This is a genomic window from Methylophilus medardicus, from assembly GCF_006363955.1.
In the GTDB taxonomy this organism is placed as follows: domain Bacteria; phylum Pseudomonadota; class Gammaproteobacteria; order Burkholderiales; family Methylophilaceae; genus Methylophilus; species Methylophilus medardensis.
In genome coordinates this window covers 2438390-2458243 of record NZ_CP040948.1, presented here as the reverse complement: position 1 = coordinate 2458243, position 19854 = coordinate 2438390, and the positions used below count along the sequence as shown (strand labels likewise).

Genomic DNA, 19854 nt, shown 5'->3' with positions numbered 1-19854 from the left:
CCCAATATGCGTTGATAAGTATGCCGTATTATAGTTTATTGCGTCGTGATTGCATGGCTCTGGTGGTGAATCCTGCCCAGAAAGTATAGAGTGCCGGCACAAACAAAATAGTGAGCACTGTGGCGGCGGCCAGCCCGCCCATAATCGCCACTGCCATCGGCCCAAAAAACACGCTGCGCGTGAGCGGTATCATCGCCAAAATGGCCGCGGCAGCAGTCAGCACGATTGGGCGAAAGCGACGCACGGTTGAGTGCACGACGGCCTCCTCCAATGAGGCCCCTTCGGCAATATCCTGCTTAATCTGGTCGACCAGGATCACAGAGTTGCGCATGATCATGCCCGAGAGCGCAATGCTGCCTAACATGGCGACAAAGCCAAACGGCATATTAAACAGCAGCAACGCAAAGGTAATACCGATCATGCCGAGTGGGGCAGTCAGCACCACCAGCAGCACGTTTGAAATACTGCGCAGTTGCAACATCAACAAAGTAAACACCGCGGCAAAAAACAGCGGAACCCCTTTCGCCACTGATTTGGCGCCTTTAGCGGCCTCTTCAATCGCGCCACCGGTTTCCACCGTGACCCCACGCGGTAAGTGTTGCAAAATGGGCGTGATCGCTTGTTGCACTTGGGCGGACACGACAGGCGCTTGCATGTTGCCACGTAAATGCGCGCGTACCGTGAGGGACGGCACGCGATTGCGCCGCCAGATCACGCCTTCTTCAAAGCCGTGGTAAATATTGGCAATTTGCGCCAGGGGTACACGTTCTCCACGCTGGCTCAATACGGTCAGTTGCGCCAGCGCAGAGAGCTCCGCGTGCGCCTCACTTGGGCTGCGCATCACTAGGTCTATGCGCTCGTTACCTTCTCTAAACTCACTGACCACTTGCTCAAAATATTGCGTGTTTAACAGTTGCGCAATGTCGGGTGAGTTGACACCGAGTAAGCGGGCTTTGTGTTGGTCGATATCAATATGCACGACTTTACTTGGCTCCTCCCAACCCAATTGCACGTTGCGCAAATGTGGGTTGGCCTGCATGGTCTCTGCAATCTGATGCGCGACGCTTCTAATCGCCTGTAAATCTTGCCCGTCTACCCTGAACTGCACGGGAAACCCGACCGGTGGTCCATTCTCTAGTCGCAACACAGATGCGCGCAGTTGTGGAAAATCGTGCTCAAATAAGATGAGTAGGTCGTTACGTAGGGCTTCGCGCTGGGCGAGGCTATTGGTTAATATAACCAGCTGACCAAAGGCACGGTGCGGGAGTTGCACATCCAGTGGCAAGTAGTATCGTGGCGCACCTGAGCCAATGTACGCCACCACATTTTGCAATTTGCCATGCTTTTGTTGCCAACCTTGCAGCCACGCTTCAAGCTGACGCACGGCCGCATCGGTCGCCTGATCGCTGGCGTTTTCAGCCAAGCGTAAGTCCACGACAATCTCTTGTCGGGTCGAGTCAGGGAAAAACTGTTGTTGCACTTTGCTAAAGCTGAGCATCGCCAGCGCAAACAGCACAAGGGTGGCCAAGATCACCATGCCTTTGTGACGCACGCACCAATCAACCACCCGGTTTAAGCGCAGATAAAATGGCGTTTGGTAGAGCGCAGCCTGCGGGTGAGTGCTTGCTTCGGTCGCATGCGCGCTGGGTTTAGGTAATAAGTGATACCCTAAAAATGGAACCACAATGACGGCGGCAATCCACGACAAGCTGAGCGCGATGGCAGACACCTGAAAGATGGAGCGCGTGTATTCGCCAGTGGAGGAGACGGCCGTGGCAATTGGCAAAAATCCAGCGACAGTCACCAAGGTGCCGGTGAGCATTGGCATGGCGGTTGACGTGTAGGCAAACGAAGCGGCTTGCATCCGATCCCAACCTTGCTCCATTTTTGCGGCCATCATTTCAACCGCGATAATGGCATCATCGACCAACAGGCCCAGTGCCAGAATCAAAGCCCCCAATGAAATTTTGTGTAGGCCAATATCCAGCCAATCCATGACCAAAAACGTCCCTGCCAACACAATCGGAATCGCGACGGCCACTACAATGCCAGTGCGCCAGCCGAGTGACAACAGGCTCACTGCCAGCACGATAATCAATGCTTCAGTGAGTGAGCGCACAAAATCATGCACGGAATGCTGCACGATCTCTGGTTGTGAGGTCACTAATTGCAATTGCACCCCAATCGGCAACTGCTGTTGTGCGCTGCTGATGGTCTGTTGCATGGCCTTGCCCAAGGCAATCACATCACCGCCCTGTTGCATGCTGACCCCGATTAATAAGGTAGGTGTGCCGTTAAAGCGAATACGCTGCGCAGGCGGTTGAGCGTATCCACGTTTAATGGTGGCGATCTCGCCCAAGGTCAGGTTTTGATTGCCTGCACGAATAGGCAATTGCTGTAAATCCTCTAGCGTTTGTAAGCGACCACTTACATCAAGCCTGACTCTTTCAGGGCCTGCATCGAAAGTGCCAGCCCCAATGACTTTGTTTTGTTGCTGCAATAACTGCGCCAATTGCGCAGGGGTGATACCCAGTGAGGTCAGTTTTTGGTTGGAGATTTCGATGATGATTTTTTGTGGCTGCTCACCAAAGAGGTCAACTTTTTCTACATCGGCTAGCTTGAGCAGGCGAGCACGAACCCACTCGGCTTGTCGTTTCAATTGCTGCGGATTCATGCCATCTGCGGTGATGGCATACAGGCTGCCATACACATCACTAAATTCATCGTTAAAGGTGAGGCTCTGCAAATCGCTGGGGAAGGTATGCCGAATATCACCAATCTTTTTGCGTACTTGGTACCACAACTCAGGAATTTTCTCTGAGAACGTATTATCGCGGATGACGATAAACACCACAGATTCCCCCGGCCGAGAGTAGCTACTGGTGTAGTCGATAGACGGGATTTCCTGTAGTTTTTTCTCAATCTTGTCAGTAATTTGCTGTTCAACTTCTTGCGCGGATGCACCGGGCCAACTGCTGCGTATCAGCATGACTTTAAAGGTAAACGGTGGGTCTTCCGATTGGCCGAGGTGGGTATAGGCGAAAATACCGCCCACCAGGGTCAATAGAATGAAATACAACACCAGTGCCTGATTTTTCAGCGCCCAGGTCGACAGATTAAAATGCGACAACGTCGACTGCTCGGTAGGGTCTGGGGCATGCATCAGCGTAATACCTCTGGGCTGGGCTGAATGGCTTGCACTGGCATGCCTTCGGTCAACGCGTGTACGCCGATGGTGGCAATGGTTTCGCCAGGCTGCAAACCGCTGGTAATCTCGACCCCCTGTTCACTCAATGGCCCGATGGTCACGGTGCGCGCATGCGCTTGTTGTTTTGCGTCAATCACCCATACACCCGCCTTGTCGCCGTGGCGCGTCACTGCAGTCATCGGAACAATCAACCTTTGCGTGGCATCGGTCGCTTTCAAGCGCACCTCGGCAGTCATGCCTGGTTTAATCAGCGGATCGGTCGATAGCAGTTGAATACGCAGATCAAACGCATGGGTTTGGCTATTGGCGGCCGGGGCGATTTCTCGGATACGGCCTTCAAAAGTCTGCGCCACTTCATTCAATGTAATAGTCGCGCTGTCGCCTACATGAAGGTTACCGATGCGTGCTTCAGGCACTGCAATCAAAATCTCCAGCGTTTTTAAATCATAGATTTGTGCGATGGTTTGTCCCGCCGCCACCACTTGTCCGGGTTCCGCCTGAATCATTCCTATTACGCCAGCGCGGTCGGCCAGTAGTTGCGTGTAAGCCGTTTGGTGTTGGCTGATCGCCGCTTGTGATTGGGTTTGTGCCAAGCGTGCTTGGGCCGTTTTGACTTGCGTTTCGTAGCTATCCAGTGCCGATTTTGAAATAAATCTTTGGCTATATAACTGCTCACGACGCGCCAGTTCTGACTGAGCCAGTGTTAGGTTTGCTTGTGCTGTTTGTACTTCAGCGCCTGCTGCCAGCGCATTCAGACGGGTGTCATTCGGGTCTAGCTGCGCGATGCGCTGGCCTTTTTTGACCAAGTCGCCAACATTGACCGCGCGCGAAATAATTTTCCCCGCGATGCGGAATCCAATGCTGGACTCATAGCGCGACTTCACCTCGCCGGTGTAGCTTGGGGAGGCATTGGCCTGTGTTGTGCCGACCGACATCACCCATACCGGACGCGGCGCGGCGACTTCTTCAGGGGGCTGTTGGCAAGCACTCAGTAAGCAAAGGGATAAGCTGCCCAAGGCGCGTAAAAGATTATTCATATTCAGGTGCTTTCATCAGTCCGCCCATGCACATCTTTACCATCGCCTGCGTACGCGCTTCCAGCGGTCGCCAATCAATCCACGCGTCATCGGCGAGGTTGATTTCAAGCGCACACAAGCCATGCATCGCGGCCCAAACGGTCTGTGCAATGAGGACAGGATCAGTCAGGGAGGGTTTGAACACGCCTGCATGCCAAGCGCTGGTCACGACGCCAATCAGTTGTGAATAAGCATCTTGCTCCGGATTATGCTGCTCGATGCTAGAAAAAGCCGGATCGCAGGGGGGATGTTGGGTCATAAACATCATGCGGTAATGGTTGGGATTAGCGAGCGCGAACTGCACGTAATGCTGTCCAAACTGTAAAAATCTTTGCAGAGGGTCGCTGATATCGAGTGTGGATTTCAAGGCTTGCGCCAGTTTCATCACATCTGCATCGACCACGGCTCTAATCAGTTGCTCTTTATCACCGAAATAGTGATAAAGGCTGGTGGCTGAATACCCCACCTGTTGCGCCACTGCGCGCATGGTCACTGCGTCGACGCCCTGATGAATAAACAGCGCTCTGGCCGCATCCAAAATGGCGGTGCGTATGGCGTGTTTTTCACTGTCAGTTTTGATTTTGGGTGGCATCGCGTCAGGCGCATTTTTAAATATAACAACGTTAAATTAACATCGTTATTTTTAAATGTCAAATCGTTCTGGCATTTTTTTAGCGAATGGTGCAGAGTAACATATGTGATACACCGGCGTTTGCGTTGGCCGGTTGCACCATGGTGAATGCGACAGCAAGCCATTGATAGCGATGCGCTTGAACGCGATCATGTGTGGGGTCAGAGGCGCGCACGAACACGTCTAATAACGATCAGGAGGCTTCAGTATGAATGTCAGACAACGTTGGGTGAGTTTTCTCGGGCGGGTATTGTTGTCGCTCATTTTTATCATCAGTGGCATCACCAAGGTCATGGACCCGGCCGGCACCATTGCCTATATTGAAAGCGCACACCTGCCCATGCCCACCTTGGCCTATGTGGTGGCGCTGTTTGTTGAGCTGGGTCTTGGCCTCGCATTATTGGTCGGTTATCGGTCGCAATTGGCCGCCGCCGGCATTGCGCTATTCACGTTTGTGACTGCGCTGATGTTTCATAGCAATATGGCCGATCCGGTGCAGGTCATCATGTTTCTCAAAAACACGACGATCATCGGTGGTTTGCTGGTGGTGATTGCGTTTGGGCCGGGCGGTTATAGTGTGGATGGCCCGCAACCGATGGCGCAACCGGAGTAGGCGGTGGCAGGCTTCGCTTTGATCATGTGGCGTTGCTTGCTTGAAACCATGCCTGTAAATGCGCGATGAGGGCGAGTGTGTTAGAAGACACTTGTTTATGATAGGGATACATCGCATAAATGCCGGCCTGCTCGATGCGATACGCAGTGAGGACTTCAACCAGTTTGCCGCTTTGCAGGTCGTCCAACACATAAAAAGCCGGCAAACCGGTGATGCCGAGGCCTGCCACAGCTGCATCACGCAACACTTCGCCATGATTAGATTTTAGGCGCGCCTGAATCGGAATACGAAAAATTTGGTCGTGCGATCTAAACAGCCATTCGCTGGCACGATGGGTCAAGCAGGCGTGTGTCGTTAGGGCTTGTGGCGAGCTTGGCGTGCCGAATCGCTGTTGATAATCTGGGCTGCAGCAATAGCGCATGGCGGCGTCTTCGAGTTTGCGCGCCACCATGCCTTCTTCAGGCTGGTCAGTGACGCGGATGACCATATCATAACCTTCACTAATCATATCGACATGACGGTTATCCGCATCCAGCCAAATCTCAACCAACGGATGGGCTTGCATAAAGGCAATCAGCGCCGGTGCAAGCCTCAGGTTGGCATAAGACAATGGCACCGATATCTTCAGTAGTCCGCGTAGTTCGTCTGAACGATTGCTGATTTCTAACTCGGCATCACGGATGGCTTGTAATATCTGTTGCGCTCGTTGAAAAAACACTTTGCCAGTTTCTGTGGCGGATAATTTGCGTGTGGTGCGCAATAATAGGCGTGCGCCAACCCGAGCTTCCAGGGCAATAATACGTCGGCTGACCAGCTGCTTGGAAATACCCAGCGTGCGCGCGGCGTTGGTGAAATTGCCGTGTTTGACGACTTCCACAAAAAATTGCATTTCTTCGATTGAGGCCATGCTATTGTCAACCCATGTGAGACAGTTTTACCAATAATAGTGGGATTATCAACTATTTATTTGTAGCATACAATGTAATGGTCAGCTGAAACCGAGCTGATATTTATAGCAGTGTGCGATGTTTTACCCATGTGATTCATCGCGCCCAAACCCATTAAGGAGCCCAACATGAACACAGTCCAATCCGCCGCAAGTGTGGCCGCGCGTATTTTGTTATCACATATTTTTATTATCAGTGGCTTGAGTAAAGTCGCGAACCCTGCGGGCACTATTGCCTATATTCAAAGTGTTGGCGCACCGCTGCCTGAAGTGGCTTATGCCATCGCTTTGTTTGTCGAATTAGTGTTGGGTGTGGCTTTGTTGCTCGGCTATCAAGCCCGTCTGGCTGCGGCTGGCATTGCGTTGTTTACGATTGCCGCTGCCTTTATGTTTCATTTCAATATGGCGGATCAGATGCAACAAATCATGTTCTTAAAGAACCTGACGATTGTGGGTGGCTTATTGATGGTGGTTGCGTTTGGGGCCGGCGCTTACAGTCTGGATAACCGTCGTCGCTAAGCCTCGCGGCGTATTGTTGTCATGAGCACTTTATTTGTTTCACATGGTGCGCCGATGCTGGCGCTGACGCCCGGGCTTACCGGCCAGATGCTGGCTGGCATCGCCAGCCGCATTCCACGGCCACCTGCCATTTTGGTCGTGTCTGCACACTGGGATACGCGCTTGCCTACCGTAAGCCTCGCACGACAACCTGAAACGATTCATGATTTTGCTGGGTTTCCGCCGGCGCTGTATGACATGCAATATCCCGCACCGGGCGCGCCGGCACTGGCTGAGCAAGTTGTGGGTCTGTTGACGGCGCAAGGGCTGCCGGTGCAAACCAGTGCTCAGCGCGGCTTGGATCATGGGGCCTGGGTGCCTTTGAGGTTGATGTATCCAGATGCCGATATCCCAGTGACCCAGTTGTCGATTCAAAGTCGCAGCTCGCCTCAACAGCAATTCGCGCTCGGGCAGGCATTACAAGCGTTACATGCGCAACAGGTATTGATATTGGCCTCCGGTGCGATCACGCATAACTTGTCAGATTTGTTTACTGGTAATAGGGACGCTGAGCCACTGGAATATGTAGAAGCTTTTGCTGACTGGATGGCTGAACGCATCCAGCAACAGCAATGGCAGAGCCTGCTCAACTATCGGGTTGCCTCTCCATTGGGGGTGCAAGCGCATCCAACTGAGGATCACTTAATGCCCTTGTTTGTGGCGACGGGGAGTGTGCATGATTGGCCGGCAGCGTGCTTGCAGCGGTTCACTCCTGAAAACACCTATGGGATACTCGCCATGGATGCCTACCTTTGGGCCACTTAAATAGCGGCTCTGTTAACGCAAGCCGTATTGATTTAATTTGTTCCAAAGTGAGCGCTCGCTAATTTCTAAAAGCTTGGCTGCCTTGGTTTTATTGCCTTGGCAAGCATCCAATGCTTGTAAAATCAGACGGCGTTCAATCGACTCGGTTGCACGCGGAATAGACAAGTCATTTGCCGCTGACGCGTCTGGACTCAAGGTCTGGCTGGTAGTGACGGGGGTTTGCGAAATATCTGCGGGTAAATGTTGACACTGAATAGTTTGATTGCCCGCCAAAATTGCGGCGCGCTCGAGGATGTTTTCCAGCTCGCGCACATTGCCGGGCCAGCGATAGGCCAGCAAACATTCGCGCGCGGGTGCACTCAGCTGTGTCTGGCGCTTGCTTAAAAAATAGTCCGCCAACAAGCTGACATCGTCACCACGCTCTCGCAAGGGCGGGATTTGTAGTTGGATAACATTCAAGCGGTAATACACGTCTTCACGCAATTTGCCCTCTTTCACCGCCTGTAAAGGGTCGCGGTTAGTGGCGGCCACCACCCGCACATCGAGCGCAATTTGCCGATTGCCCCCTAATTTTTCAACTACGTTCTCTTGCAGCACCCGCAACAACTTTGCTTGCAACTGAATCGGCATTTCAGTGATTTCATCCAAAAATAGCGTGCCGCCATTCGCCAGTTCAAATTTGCCGACGCGCTCTTTTACCGCGCCGGTAAAAGCGCCTTTCTCGTGGCCAAACAATTCGGATTCTAGAATATCCACTGGAATCGCAGCACAGTTCACCGCCACAAATAACGCCGACTTGCGGGGCGATGCGTCATGCAAGGCCTTGGCGACTAACTCTTTACCGGTACCGGTTTCACCGACGATAAACACTGTCGCCCGCTCAGGCGCCACCTGTTGGATCATTTGCTTGAGCGATTGCATCGGCGCGCTGTTGCCGATGAGGCCGTTGCCGCTGGGCTGACTGCTTTCCTTTAAAAACGTATTTTCAAGTTGGATACGGTTGACGGCGAGTGCTTTTGTGATCGCAATTTCAAGCGCTTCGAGTTCGAACGGTCGCAGAATGTAGTCATTGGCGCCTAACTTCATTGCTTCTACCGCGGTGTTGATTTCGCCCTGAGCGGTCACCATGATAAATGGCAGCCGTTCATATTGTTTGCGCAACGCCGCCAACAATTGCAAACCGTTCATGCCTGGCATATGCAGGTCACTGACGACCAGGTCGATCTGTTGTTGTTGAATAAGCGCAAGCGCCTCTTGACCATGGCTCGCAGATAGCGCGCGATAGCCTGCTTGACGCAAACTGATTTCGAGCAGTCTGCGCATATGCGGCTCATCATCAACGGCTAAGATGGTGTATTGCGGGCTGGACATGGTTATGCGGTCGCTAACGGGAGGGATAAGTTAAATTGGGCACCTTGCCATTCGCTAGTGCTATAGCTGATTGTACCATTGTGGGCCTCAATGATTTGCTTGACGACCGCCAACCCCAGCCCAACACCGCCAGCGCGTTGGGTAAAAAAGGCTTCAAATAAATGGCTTTGTTGGTTCGCTGGCACGCCGGGGCCGTTGTCTGCCACGGCAATGTGCGCCTGCTGATCGCGACTGGTCAAGTCGAGAGCGATTTGACCGCCTTCTGGCAAAATTTGGATGGCATTCATCAGCAAGTTGACTAAGACCTGGGTCATTTGGTCTTGGTCTGCCTCAATCATCACCGGCTGCGTGCTCCGCAGTGATAACGTAATCTGTTTATGTTGCGCCTGTTTTTGCAACATCGCCATCACATGTTTTAAATGCGCCTGTAGATCAAGTGGTATTTTGTTAAGCGGTCGCGGGCGAGCCGCATCAATCAAGCTGCTGACCAGTTTGTTTAAACGTTCTGTTTCAGAAATGATAAAGCCAAGCACTTCGCGGCCATCGTCACTCAGTTGTGACTCCCTTAACAGCACATCCGCTGAGGAGCGCATGATACCAAGCGGTGTGCGTACCTCGTGACTCATGGCGGCCGCCATTTCACCCACCACCGCGAGTTTGGCCGCTCGCGTCAGCTGTTGCTCCGATGCGTGCAGATCAGTGGCCATTTGGGTAAACGCCTGATGCAATGATTGCACCTCGGCCGGACCACTGGATGGAGGTGGCAGGCTGCCGGGCTGCCGAAAACGTTGCACGTAGCGGGTGAGCGCCTCCAATGGGCGGCTGATATTTTGAGCCAGTGGTCGGACCAATATCACCGAGCCCACCAGAATCACTCCCAACAAGGCGATAAAAATCAACCCTAGCCGATGCACCGGCGCGACTGCGACATCGTGATCTTTATTGAGATGAATCTGCCAGCCATTGAGCGGCAGTTGGCTGGTGACAACGGCTCTGGCATGTAGGCTGTGTGCTTGGTTTGACCATTGTTTTGATTGGGCGAGTGAGTTGTCTTGATTGTCTACCAACGCTAACTCTGTGCTGTGTTGCGCCGCATGATCGAGTAGTTTCTCTATCACCTGCCAGTTAAAGGTGGCGGTCAATTGCCCCATCGGTTGCAACGTATTTTGAGACATGACTGGCGCAGAAATCATCAGTTGCTGCTGGTCAAGCTGATACACCGTAATCGTTTGCCCATTGTCACGAAAAGACATCCAGATGGGCGGCGTTGCTAAAGATGCACTGATCTTTTCGGGCCGGCTAGAGGCAATAATCCGCCCCTGTAAATCGGTAACGTCGAGACTGACGTATTGCTCTGCGTAACTTCGTCGGGTCTCGGCTAAAAAAATCGACAAGCGTTTGTCGATGTCGCCGATCAGCAGGTCCTGCATAATCGCAAGTTGGCTCCAACTACGCACATTCCGCACTCGTTCATTGATCACGCGATCGACGTGTTCGGCGACCGCCTTGCCTGTTGTTTGCAAGTCATGTTGGATTTCAACCCGGAGAGCCTGTCGCGCTTGGTAAAAGCTCAATAAGCTGACCAACAGCGCAGGCAGCAAGCCCGCAAGCAAAAATGCAATTAAAAGCATTTTGCGAATCGTCAGAGGGGATTGGAATCGCATGAGATATGAGAAAATAGGGATTAAATAGTTTTTGCCGAAATGATCATTATGGGTCAATTATGTTAAGCACGTTCATCAGGGTCACGCTCAGTGTAATCAGCCTGTGTGTGCTATGCAAGTCGGTGATGGCTGACGAGGTTGATCCTTTCTGGCAGGGCTTTCATGTGGGCGGTTACAGCAGTATCGATGCCCGTTTGCCACGTACTGAAACCGCCACACTTAAGCTGAATGAAGTCAGCATGATTGTGACCTGGGATAAAGGTACCCGTCTCAAGTTTTTTAGCGAGCTTGAGCTCGAAAATCCAATGGTTTATGACCACCATGATGGATTCAACACCAAGCAGAGTTATGTCGATCTTGAGCGCTTCTATTTTGACTATAACCTCAACGAAAAAACCAATATTCGCTTGGGTCGATTTTTAACTCCTGTTGGCCGCTGGAACCAGCTTCATGCACCGCCGCTAGTATGGACAGCCAGCCGTCCCTTAGTCACTTCTCGCTTGTTTCCCTCTGGCCTCAATGGGGCGATGTTGTTTGGCAGTTTGCCGATAAAACACATGGACATGGAGTATCAGATCTATGCTGAAGCCTTGAAGGACCAGCATCAAGATGGCGATGAAATTATTCATCGCCAAGTCAAAGGTGCGCGGCTCGCGTTCAATAACATTCTGGGTTTGAGCAGCAACAATGCGGGACTCAATACCCTGGGTCTGAACGTCATGAGTTATCAAAAGGATTTCAGTGGCTCATCTACCTATCATTTGTATGGGCTGGATTTTTTACTGGAACTCAATCGCTGGGAGTTTAGTGGCGAAGTGTATGAGCGCAAAACCTCTGGCGGTGGCGATGGCGGCAGTGGGGCGTATCTGCAAGGTGCTTATGCCTTAGGCCATGAGTGGTATTCGATTGTGCGGCTAGAGACCCTGCATGAAGTCGATCGCAAAAATGCAGATCGCTGGGTGCTGGGGATGACCAAGCGCGTCAAACCAAACCAGCTACTCAAGTTTGAATTTATTGGCGGCAGTGGTGAGTATGAGGATGTGCCGCGCGGATTTGTGACCTCTTTTGCGGTGATGTTCTAATGTCCGCGCGCTACACGAGTCTTTACCGACGCTGGATAGTCTGTGCTTGTCTGCTCAGCCTGCTGGCTGTCAATGCCGCCCTGGCGGTTGAAGATAACCGTATTATTGCCATCATTGTGCCAGCGCAGGCAGGGCTCGCGCCGGAAGTGCATGCGGATGAGCTGGGCCTGATTTTTTGGCGTAAAAAACTGTATGCCGCCCATGGTCAGGCCTTACACCCGGTCAATCTGCACAGCGAGCATGTCTTACGTTTGAAATTTTCGCAGCAAGTATTACACAGCACGCCGCGGTCACAAGTGAGTTACTGGAACGGCCAGTATTTTCATGGGGTACAGCCTCCTTATACCGTGCAATCCGAAGAGGCGATGATCCGCTATGTGGCCGAAACGGATGGGGCGATCGGTTACATCGATGCTTGTCATGTGGATGAACGCATCAAACCCTTATTCTGGTTGACCCCTAGCAAGCTGACTGCCGAGCCGCCCGCCTTACGTTGCGACAATAGCAATTAGCGTGCTTATTTGGCGGGCAACAAATGTTTGGCTTGTTCTTCGATCAACTCTCTATTTTGCGCCAACCAGCCAAATTCGGCATGGCAGACCTCAGACTTAAGCTCATAGGCGGTCAACAAGGTGCAAAACACATCATCATGGCTTAAGGGATAATTCTCATAGGGTTTTACCTGAGGCAGTTGGTAATCAAAGTGCTGACCTAGCCATAAAATCGCTGGCACATGGGTTTGCTCTTGAGGCGCCATCATATAGGGGGCGGCATGGAGATAAATGCCATGCTCACCCAATGACTCGCCGTGGTCAGACACATATAACATTGCAGTTTCACGCTTGTTGTCATATTTTTTCAAAAACTGAATCACCTCAGACAAAAAATAGTCGGTGTACAAAATGGCATTGTCGTACGAATTGTCGATTTCTTGCTGCGAGCATTCTGACAGGCGCCCGGTCTTGCAAATGGGCGTAAATTGCTTGAACTGGTCAGGGTAGCGGCGGTAATACTCAGGCCCATGATTGCCCATCTGGTGGAGCACAATCAGGATGTCATGGTCTTTGTTTTCTGCCACAAATTTATCAAGACCGCTCAGCATGCCGATGTCCCGGCACTCGTTGTCATCGCAGACCGGATTGTGCGCGGGTGATTTAAAGTCCTCATAAGGCACGCGCAAGGCCACCCCTTTGGAGTCAGAATTATTATCTCGCCACAACACTTTGACCCCTTCACGGCTCAGTACATCAAGCGCGTTTTCCGTGTGCAGGGCGGTTTCCTCATCGTATTGCTTGCGGCTCAGCATCGAAAACATGCAAGGGACTGACACCCCAGTGGAGGTGCCGCATGACGTGACGCTCTTAAAGCTCACAACAGCCTCTTTACTGAGTCTTGGATTGGTTGGCCGTTGATAGCCATTGAGTGAAAAACGATCAAACCGTGCTGTTTCACCCACCACCATAATGATGAGCTCATGGTGTTGATCTGTCTCGACGTTGCGGGTATCTAAGGCCGTTTTTTTCAAGCCAGTGATGTGGTGGGTAAACAGTTTTTGCGCGCCCCATTTAATCAGCGAGTAATGAAAGAACGTCGGATTGGCGTACATGCGCACCATTTTATGTTCGCGGATAAACGTTGCGTAATCTGCGCTGAACGGCAGAATCACCAGAATCATGCCCAATACCAACAAGGCAATCTGTTTGAGTCGGATGGCAATGCTATCCCGCTTAAAAAAGCGGGCAGGTGTTTTTTTGATCAGCAGGAAGGCTGGGACCACACCCAATAAAAGCATTTTGATTAAAAAGCCCCATGACAACAGGCCCAATACCTCTTGTTTATCGGTGTTGGCCGCATTATCCAGCATGACGTGGTCGATAATCACGCCGAACTCATCCATATAGTAGGCCGCCCAAGCCGCAGAGAGCACGATGATGGCGAGTACCCAGCGCGCTGATTTGCCATGGTTTAACAGCATCAGCCATAGGGTGATGCTAAACGTAAAAAACAGGCTGATGCTGATAATAAAACCAGCATTGTGCACATTGAGCGGATACAGATTGAGCAAATGTTCAAATAAGGCGTGATTGCCCGTGAGCATTAACCATAGACTCACCCCCCATATCAGGCAGATCTGGGGACTAAACAGGCTGCGAATCAATCGCGTCAGCGTAACAAAAATCTTCATGAAATACGACTTTTCGAAAAAGTAACCACCATCAATAACCAACCACACATTAACCAAAGTGAAGTCAGCGTATGCGATAAAAAATGCGCGCCACGGATTTGCTGCGCCCATCCAAGGATGAATCCGACCGCCAGTCCGGCAATGCCCACCAGCAGTGCTTTGCGCGGTGCGTGTGGTAAAAATAACAGGCTTAACGCAGCCAGCCAGACACCACTGGTCGTATGCCCAGCTGGGAAACAATGACCGGCTTGCATCGCTGGATGCGCGCTGAAGGTTGCAACCCAACTGGCGTCGCCGCCATAACGTGCGATATCCCATGGGCATGCATGCGGCATTTGATGTTTGAGGCAAGAAATCACCACCGCATTGAACAACGCTAGGATCACGATCCAGCGTAATTTGTAACGGGTTGCCTTAGAGAGGCGGTCGCCCCAAGCGCCTGCCGGCAACCATGCCAGCCACACCAACCCGAGCCAGACGATGGTCAGCAAGTGTTTGGCATAGGTGTGCATGACGGTTTCATAAAAAAACGCATGTTTGAGTGGAAAGCGGTGTTGGCTGAAGTCAAACTGCTGATCGGCTAACCACAAATCGATGTGCGTTGCGTTAGCCAGCCAGACGATGCCGCCCGCCGCTAAAATCCACAACAGCCAAAGTATGCGGATCGTCGGCGTGGGTATCCAGTGGGGTTGCATGGGGGCATTATTTAATCGCTCGGTTGAAACCATGGTTTGTTTTTAATGACTTTGTTTAAACGACACTGCACGAGATTTTCGGCGGGGCCAATGCTTAAAAGTTACACAATTTAAAATCCGTAGCTAATATGCAAGTGTCGTGCCATATTCAATAAAGGCTAAGGAATTGAGTTAATTAATTGATTTAAATGGAAAATTTTTAAAGTTTCTGTCTGACCCTGAGCTATTTGTATAAGATGTCTGCAAAAAATGCAGTGTTGCGCGCGTTTGTTGCTGAGCCACTCTGCAATATTTGCATAGTAGTGCGCCGTGATATTGTGCTAACTGTATGATTAATATATGTAATTTATATTGGCATGCAGATTGCAACAGAAATGCCATGATGGTTGTCGAAAGCCTTAGCATGTTGCATACAGAATCCAATACACCGTTTTATCAAGCCGCCTCTGCGTATGAGTTGAGACCCTTTGCGCAGGCGAAGCGTTATCAAGTCAACGAGATCACTGGTCACCTGGTGGAACGGGGCGCGCCTTGCCGGCAAGAGGTAGAGGCGTTTATTGCCGCAATTTTCAAGCAAGTGTATGGCGCAGAAGTGAACCACTTTATGCCGCAGTTGGTGGCCTTGCGGGATGCCAGCGGTGTGTTAATGGCAGCGTTTGGCCTGCGCAATGCGGCACAAGAGCCTCTGTTTCTTGAGCAATATCTAGACGAGCCGATTGAGCAGTTGATGTCACGCCAACTCGACAGAGAGATAAAGCGTGAAGAAATTACCTGCATTGGCAATCTGGCGGTCGCTAATCCACGGAATGCGGGTGTGCTGATTGCACATGTGATTCAGCATAGCTTGAGCATGAATTTGCCTTGGGGCGTGGCGACCGCGCATCACAGTTTGCAAAATGGGCTGATTAAAGGTGGTGTCGATTTGTTTCCGCTGGCCGTCGCCGATGCGCAGCGATTAACGATGGAAGAGCGTGCGAAGTGGGGGAGTTATTACAAGCATACCCCGCAAATTGTCGCTATTCGTGGCGTGGCAGTCCCTTGATTAAGGTCAGCCATACATGATACTGCAAGCGATACGGACGCACGCGGCGCAAACCCCCGCCAAGCCCGCACTTGAAGGGACTGATGCCCAATTGAGCTACCATGCACTGGTGGCGGAGATTGATCGACTGTCGGCAGATTTAGTCGCGTTGACCCCCCAGGCCACGGTGGCGTTAGCCCTAGATAATGGTCCTGCTTGGGTGGTGCTGGATTTAGCGCTGCTGTCTGCTGGCTGGACTAATGTGCCTGTACCGGCCTTCTTTTCGGCCAGCCAAAAGCAACATGCGATCGCCGATGCCGGGGTGAGTTTTGTGCTCACGGAGGCGCCAGAATACTGGCAGCAATGGTATGCCGACAGTGTGCAGTTGGCATCCTGGCAAGTTGCTGGCCAAACTATCCAGCTGATACAGTTGAATTCGCATCATCGCGCCACCGATGTGCAGAAAATTACCTATACCTCAGGCACCACTGGCGCCCCCAAAGGTGTTTGCTTGACCACACATGCCATGTGGCAAGTCGCAAACTCCATTGCAACATGGATTGTGCCCAACGATGCTGACCGACATTTTTGTGTTTTGCCTCTGGCCACGTTGCTCGAAAACGTGGCGGGTGTTTACGCAAGTCTGATTTCTGGCGCAACTGTCGTGGTCTACCCGAGCCAAATGGTGGGCTTTAGCGGCAGCCAATTTGATATCCAGCGACTCTATCAGGGCTTACAAAGCAGTGAGGCGACCACCGCCATTTTGATTCCTGAGTTATTGCGTGCGCTGGTGGCTTGTCTCGATGCCGGGCAGGGAGCACTGCCGCATTTGCGCTTCGTCGCGGTGGGGGGTGCCAAAGTGAGTCCTGGGTTAATCACACAAGCACATGCGTTGGGTTTGCCCGTGTATGAAGGTTACGGCTTGTCTGAGTGCGCGTCGGTGGTTACCTTGAACACGCCACAATCTCACAAACCGGGTAGCATAGGCAAACCTTTGCCGCATGTGCAGTTGCGGGTAGACCATACCGGTGAGCTTTGGGTCAAAGGCGCGCTGTACGAAGGTTACACGCAGGGTGCCGCGGACATTGCAGCACCTGTGCTAGATGCACAAGGCTTTCTAGCCACTGGCGATTTGGCTTATCAGGATGCAGACGGGGATTGGTACCTTTCAGGGCGCAAAAAAAATATGTTTATCACCTCATTTGGGCGCAATGTATCCCCGGAGTGGGTAGAGAGTACCTTGGTACACGAGGCCGGGTTATCCCAAGCCTGTGTGTTTGGAGAAGCGCGGCCGTTTAATGTGGCGATTGTGGTGCCGCAGCCGCAGGTCAGTGTTGAGCAAGTGGCTCAAGCCATTGCAAAAGTCAATTTGCATCTGCCGGATTACGCACAAGTGGGGGACGTGGTGTTTACCCAGCAGCCATTTAGCCCGCATAACGGACAACTTACGGCCAATGGCCGCTTAAAACGCGAAGTGATTGCTGAGGCCTATGCTTCAGAAATCCACGCGATCTATGAAGGAATATCATGACTTTTTACCAGCAATTACTGCGCGCCACTGAACAGGAGCGCAATGCGTTAATGGCCTTACCTCTGATCGTACAAGGCGCGCAGGGCAACATCACACTCGATACCTATCGTGCTTTTTTGACGCAAGCATACCATCACGTTAAGCATACCACGCCGTTGTTGATGGCCTGTGGTGGTCGGTTGTCTGGCGAGTATGAGTGGTTACGTACCGCCATCGGCGAATATATCGAAGAAGAGATGGGGCATCAGGAGTGGGTACTCAACGACATTGCGGCTTGCGGGGGCGATAAAGAGGCTGTGCGTCAGAGCGCCACGCTGGCCCATGCGGCCTGTCATGAAACCGAAGTGATGGTGGCGTATGCTTATGACATGATCCATCGGGTCAACCCGTTAGGATTTTTTGGCATGGTGCTGGTACTTGAAGGCACGAGCACGGCCGTCGCGACTCAAGCCGGCCAAAAAATCATGCAATCACTTAACTTGCCAAAAAAAGCCTTTAGCTATTTGTTCTCGCATGGTTCGCTCGATCTCAGTCATGTGACGTTTTATGAAGGCCTCATGAATCAGGTGACTAAACCGTCAGATCAACAAATGATTATCCATGCGGCAAAACGTTTTTATCGTTTGTATGGGGATATTTTCAAATACGTCGCAGCACTGGCGACATCAAGCAACACGCCAGTCGCGGTTGTCGAGGAGTAAGCCATGGAACTGAATCATTTACATGTGGTGCTGACGGGTGCAACGGGCGGCTTAGGGTCCACCTTGGCACTCGCCTTGGCGGCGAAAGGGGCTGTCGTCGGCTTGGTCGGCCGCGATCCAGTCAAGTTGCACGCCTTGCAGAAAAGGATTGCCGCTAACGGTGGTCAGTCGCATATCATTGTTACGGATCTGGCACAGACCAATATGGCCGCACAGGTGCTTAAACAGAGCTTGCGCGAGATGGGGCATGTTGATTTGTTAATTAACAATGCGGGCATGATTGAATTTACAGAATTTGCCCATCAAACCGAAGCCAGCATCGATAACATTGTGCATACCAATGTCACGGCGACCTTGGTGTTAAGCCGCGAATTTGTGGCGTACTTTTTGCAGCGCGGCCATGGGCATCTAGCGTTTGTTGGCTCTATTTTTGGCTCATTGGGTTTTCCGCACTTTGCAACCTATTGTGCCAGTAAATTTGCCGTACATGGCTTTAGCCAAGCCTTGCGTCGTGAGTTGATCGATAGCAATATTGGGGTCACCTATATTGCACCAAGAGCCATTGCGACGCCAATGAACGATGATCGGACCAATGCAATGTGGCAAGCCGCCGGTCAAGCCGTCGATAGTCCGCAAGTCGTGACAGATAAAATATTGCAGGCCTTGATCAACAACCAGCAGGAAGTTTTTATCGGTCAGCCACAAAGTTTTTTCGCTTGGTTAAACGGCTTGGCGCCACGGCTGGTGAATATCGGTTTAAAACAACAAACGCGTCTGGCGAAAAAGTTTTTGTAGCGGCGGGTGCGCTTATTCCCACTCCAGTTGTGGATAAATCACATTCACATTGCGTCGATTGGCGATGTCAAACAGTTGCCATTGATCGCGTTCAGCGGCAGCAGCGCTATCCATGGTTTGTTCCATGCTGATGCCCTTTTTAAGGCTATAGCGCACATCCGCTAACAACGCATTTAAGTACCTGAGTGCGTTGCCGATGATGGCTTTTTGGTCTGTGCTTTCTAAGCCATGTCCGGGCACAATGCGCGTATATGTCGTTTGATTCATGTGCTCCAACACGGCAATCAGACCTTTAATGTCGCCCTCTACAACCGGCGTGCGTTGCGCGAATAGCAAATCCCCCGCAAATAAGGTATTTGTTTGAGTGTCCAGCACCGTGAGGTCCGTGTGTGTATGCGCCACGGTTTGCGCTTGCAATTGCAAAATGCGATTCCCCAGATCGAGTGTGATCTGCGCATGCACGGGGGTGTCAGGGGTGACGGTGCTGCTGACTTTGCCGGCCTCACCTAGCAAGCGGGTATTGAGTTTTTCATATTGCTCTTTGCGTAACAGCATGGTGTTGGCCAGTTTTTCATGGCCCACAAAATGCGTGCTGCCATTTTGAAAAGCCGCATTGCCGTAGGTATGATCAGGGTGCACATGCGTGTTAATGACATAGTGCACTGGCAGTGGGCTGATCGCTTTGATGGCCTGTAACAACTGCTCACCAGTATGTTTGCTTCCGCCAGTGTCAATCACCGCAATCGCGTCGCGGCCAATGACCACGCCGAGATTGCAAATATCGCCCTGATAGCCATCGTCAATATCCAAATGTTTACCGTGATGCACATACACGCCGTCTGCGATTTGCTTGAGCTCAAAGTCGTCAGCCCATGCCTGACCACCTAAGCTGAGCAATACCCCCACAAGACTCACGCAAAAGCAGTTGATTTTTGATAACATGACGGCTCACCCATGAATGATTCCCTGCATCATAATCAATTCATGCAGGGAGAGATAGTGACGACTGTCA

General features: G+C 51.7%; 18 protein-coding genes. 9 read left to right on the top strand and 9 right to left on the bottom strand.

The genetic code is table 11. The annotated features are described in order from the left end of the window. Nucleotides 1-28: 28 nt before the first annotated feature. The 3 genes from FIT99_RS11690 to FIT99_RS11680 are packed head-to-tail and all read right to left on the bottom strand — an operon-like array spanning nucleotide 29 to nucleotide 4876. The gene (locus tag FIT99_RS11690; RefSeq protein WP_140004440.1) at nucleotides 29-3163 is read right to left on the bottom strand and encodes an efflux RND transporter permease subunit; all 3135 of its coding nucleotides are present in this window, start codon (nucleotides 3161-3163) and stop codon (nucleotides 29-31) included. Continuing rightward, the gene (locus tag FIT99_RS11685) at nucleotides 3163-4245 is read right to left on the bottom strand and encodes an efflux RND transporter periplasmic adaptor subunit (protein WP_140004439.1); all 1083 of its coding nucleotides are present in this window, start codon (nucleotides 4243-4245) and stop codon (nucleotides 3163-3165) included. Before FIT99_RS11685 ends, FIT99_RS11690 begins: the two co-directional genes overlap by 1 nt. Beyond that, nucleotides 4238-4876: a TetR/AcrR family transcriptional regulator gene (locus tag FIT99_RS11680; RefSeq protein WP_140004438.1), complete on the bottom strand. Its 639-nt coding sequence runs from the start codon at nucleotides 4874-4876 to the stop codon at nucleotides 4238-4240. Before FIT99_RS11680 ends, FIT99_RS11685 begins: the two co-directional genes overlap by 8 nt. Nucleotides 4877-5123: 247 nt before the next feature. Between FIT99_RS11680 and FIT99_RS11675 the strand changes: the two genes are divergently transcribed. Continuing rightward, on the top strand, nucleotides 5124-5528 hold the full coding sequence (locus FIT99_RS11675; RefSeq protein ID WP_140004437.1) for a DoxX family protein: 405 nt from the start codon (nucleotides 5124-5126) through the stop codon (nucleotides 5526-5528). 22 nt (nucleotides 5529-5550) lie between these two features. Here the strand turns inward: FIT99_RS11675 and FIT99_RS11670 are convergent, their stop codons facing one another. Beyond that, complete coding sequence (locus FIT99_RS11670) at nucleotides 5551-6435, bottom strand: LysR family transcriptional regulator (RefSeq protein WP_223261214.1); 885 nt, start codon at nucleotides 6433-6435, stop codon at nucleotides 5551-5553. A 168-nt stretch (nucleotides 6436-6603) separates the two neighbouring features. Between FIT99_RS11670 and FIT99_RS11665 the strand changes: the two genes are divergently transcribed. Further along, nucleotides 6604-6993, top strand: a complete 390-nt coding sequence (locus FIT99_RS11665; RefSeq protein ID WP_140004436.1) for a DoxX family protein — start codon at nucleotides 6604-6606, stop codon at nucleotides 6991-6993. Between the two features lie 21 nt (nucleotides 6994-7014). Then, nucleotides 7015-7797 (top strand): dioxygenase family protein, encoded by a 783-nt coding sequence (locus FIT99_RS11660; RefSeq protein WP_140004435.1) that lies wholly within the window; start codon nucleotides 7015-7017, stop codon nucleotides 7795-7797. 12 nt (nucleotides 7798-7809) lie between these two features. Here the strand turns inward: FIT99_RS11660 and FIT99_RS11655 are convergent, their stop codons facing one another. After that, on the bottom strand, nucleotides 7810-9168 hold the full coding sequence (locus FIT99_RS11655; protein WP_140004434.1) for a sigma-54-dependent transcriptional regulator: 1359 nt from the start codon (nucleotides 9166-9168) through the stop codon (nucleotides 7810-7812). A 2-nt stretch (nucleotides 9169-9170) separates the two neighbouring features. After that, a complete protein-coding gene (locus FIT99_RS11650; RefSeq protein ID WP_140004433.1) occupies nucleotides 9171-10799 on the bottom strand; it encodes a sensor histidine kinase in 1629 nt (542 codons plus the stop codon). Nucleotides 10800-10891: 92 nt separating this feature from the next. Between FIT99_RS11650 and FIT99_RS11645 the strand changes: the two genes are divergently transcribed. Continuing rightward, on the top strand, nucleotides 10892-11914 hold the full coding sequence (locus FIT99_RS11645) for a hypothetical protein (RefSeq protein ID WP_140004432.1): 1023 nt from the start codon (nucleotides 10892-10894) through the stop codon (nucleotides 11912-11914). Beyond that, nucleotides 11914-12426, top strand: a complete 513-nt coding sequence (locus FIT99_RS11640; protein ID WP_140004431.1) for a hypothetical protein — start codon at nucleotides 11914-11916, stop codon at nucleotides 12424-12426. Before FIT99_RS11645 ends, FIT99_RS11640 begins: the two co-directional genes overlap by 1 nt. A 5-nt stretch (nucleotides 12427-12431) precedes the next feature. Here FIT99_RS11640 and FIT99_RS11635 read toward each other — a convergent pair whose 3' ends face one another. Together FIT99_RS11635 and FIT99_RS11630 are read right to left on the bottom strand one after the other, a co-directional pair. Then, a complete protein-coding gene (locus FIT99_RS11635) occupies nucleotides 12432-14099 on the bottom strand; it encodes a phosphoethanolamine transferase (protein ID WP_140004430.1) in 1668 nt (555 codons plus the stop codon). Further along, nucleotides 14096-14827, bottom strand: coding sequence for a phosphatase PAP2 family protein (locus tag FIT99_RS11630; protein ID WP_223261213.1), 732 nt, complete (start codon nucleotides 14825-14827; stop codon nucleotides 14096-14098). The genes FIT99_RS11635 and FIT99_RS11630 overlap by 4 nt, the downstream gene beginning before the upstream one ends. 346 nt (nucleotides 14828-15173) lie before the next feature. On the opposite strand from FIT99_RS11630, the gene FIT99_RS11625 reads away from it, so the two are divergent. The 4 genes from FIT99_RS11625 to FIT99_RS11610 are packed head-to-tail and all read left to right on the top strand — an operon-like array spanning nucleotide 15174 to nucleotide 18842. Beyond that, complete coding sequence (locus FIT99_RS11625; protein WP_223261212.1) at nucleotides 15174-15836, top strand: thermostable hemolysin; 663 nt, start codon at nucleotides 15174-15176, stop codon at nucleotides 15834-15836. Between the two features lie 16 nt (nucleotides 15837-15852). Continuing rightward, nucleotides 15853-17346 (top strand): AMP-binding protein, encoded by a 1494-nt coding sequence (locus tag FIT99_RS11620; RefSeq protein WP_140004429.1) that lies wholly within the window; start codon nucleotides 15853-15855, stop codon nucleotides 17344-17346. Beyond that, nucleotides 17343-18047: a TenA family transcriptional regulator gene (locus FIT99_RS11615; RefSeq protein WP_140004428.1), complete on the top strand. Its 705-nt coding sequence runs from the start codon at nucleotides 17343-17345 to the stop codon at nucleotides 18045-18047. The genes FIT99_RS11620 and FIT99_RS11615 overlap by 4 nt, the downstream gene beginning before the upstream one ends. A 3-nt stretch (nucleotides 18048-18050) precedes the next feature. Continuing rightward, nucleotides 18051-18842: an SDR family oxidoreductase gene (locus FIT99_RS11610; RefSeq protein ID WP_140004427.1), complete on the top strand. Its 792-nt coding sequence runs from the start codon at nucleotides 18051-18053 to the stop codon at nucleotides 18840-18842. A gap of 12 nt (nucleotides 18843-18854) precedes the next feature. Here FIT99_RS11610 and FIT99_RS11605 read toward each other — a convergent pair whose 3' ends face one another. Further along, the gene (locus FIT99_RS11605; RefSeq protein WP_140004426.1) at nucleotides 18855-19784 is read right to left on the bottom strand and encodes a quinoprotein relay system zinc metallohydrolase 2; all 930 of its coding nucleotides are present in this window, start codon (nucleotides 19782-19784) and stop codon (nucleotides 18855-18857) included. Nucleotides 19785-19854: the final 70 nt, after the last annotated feature.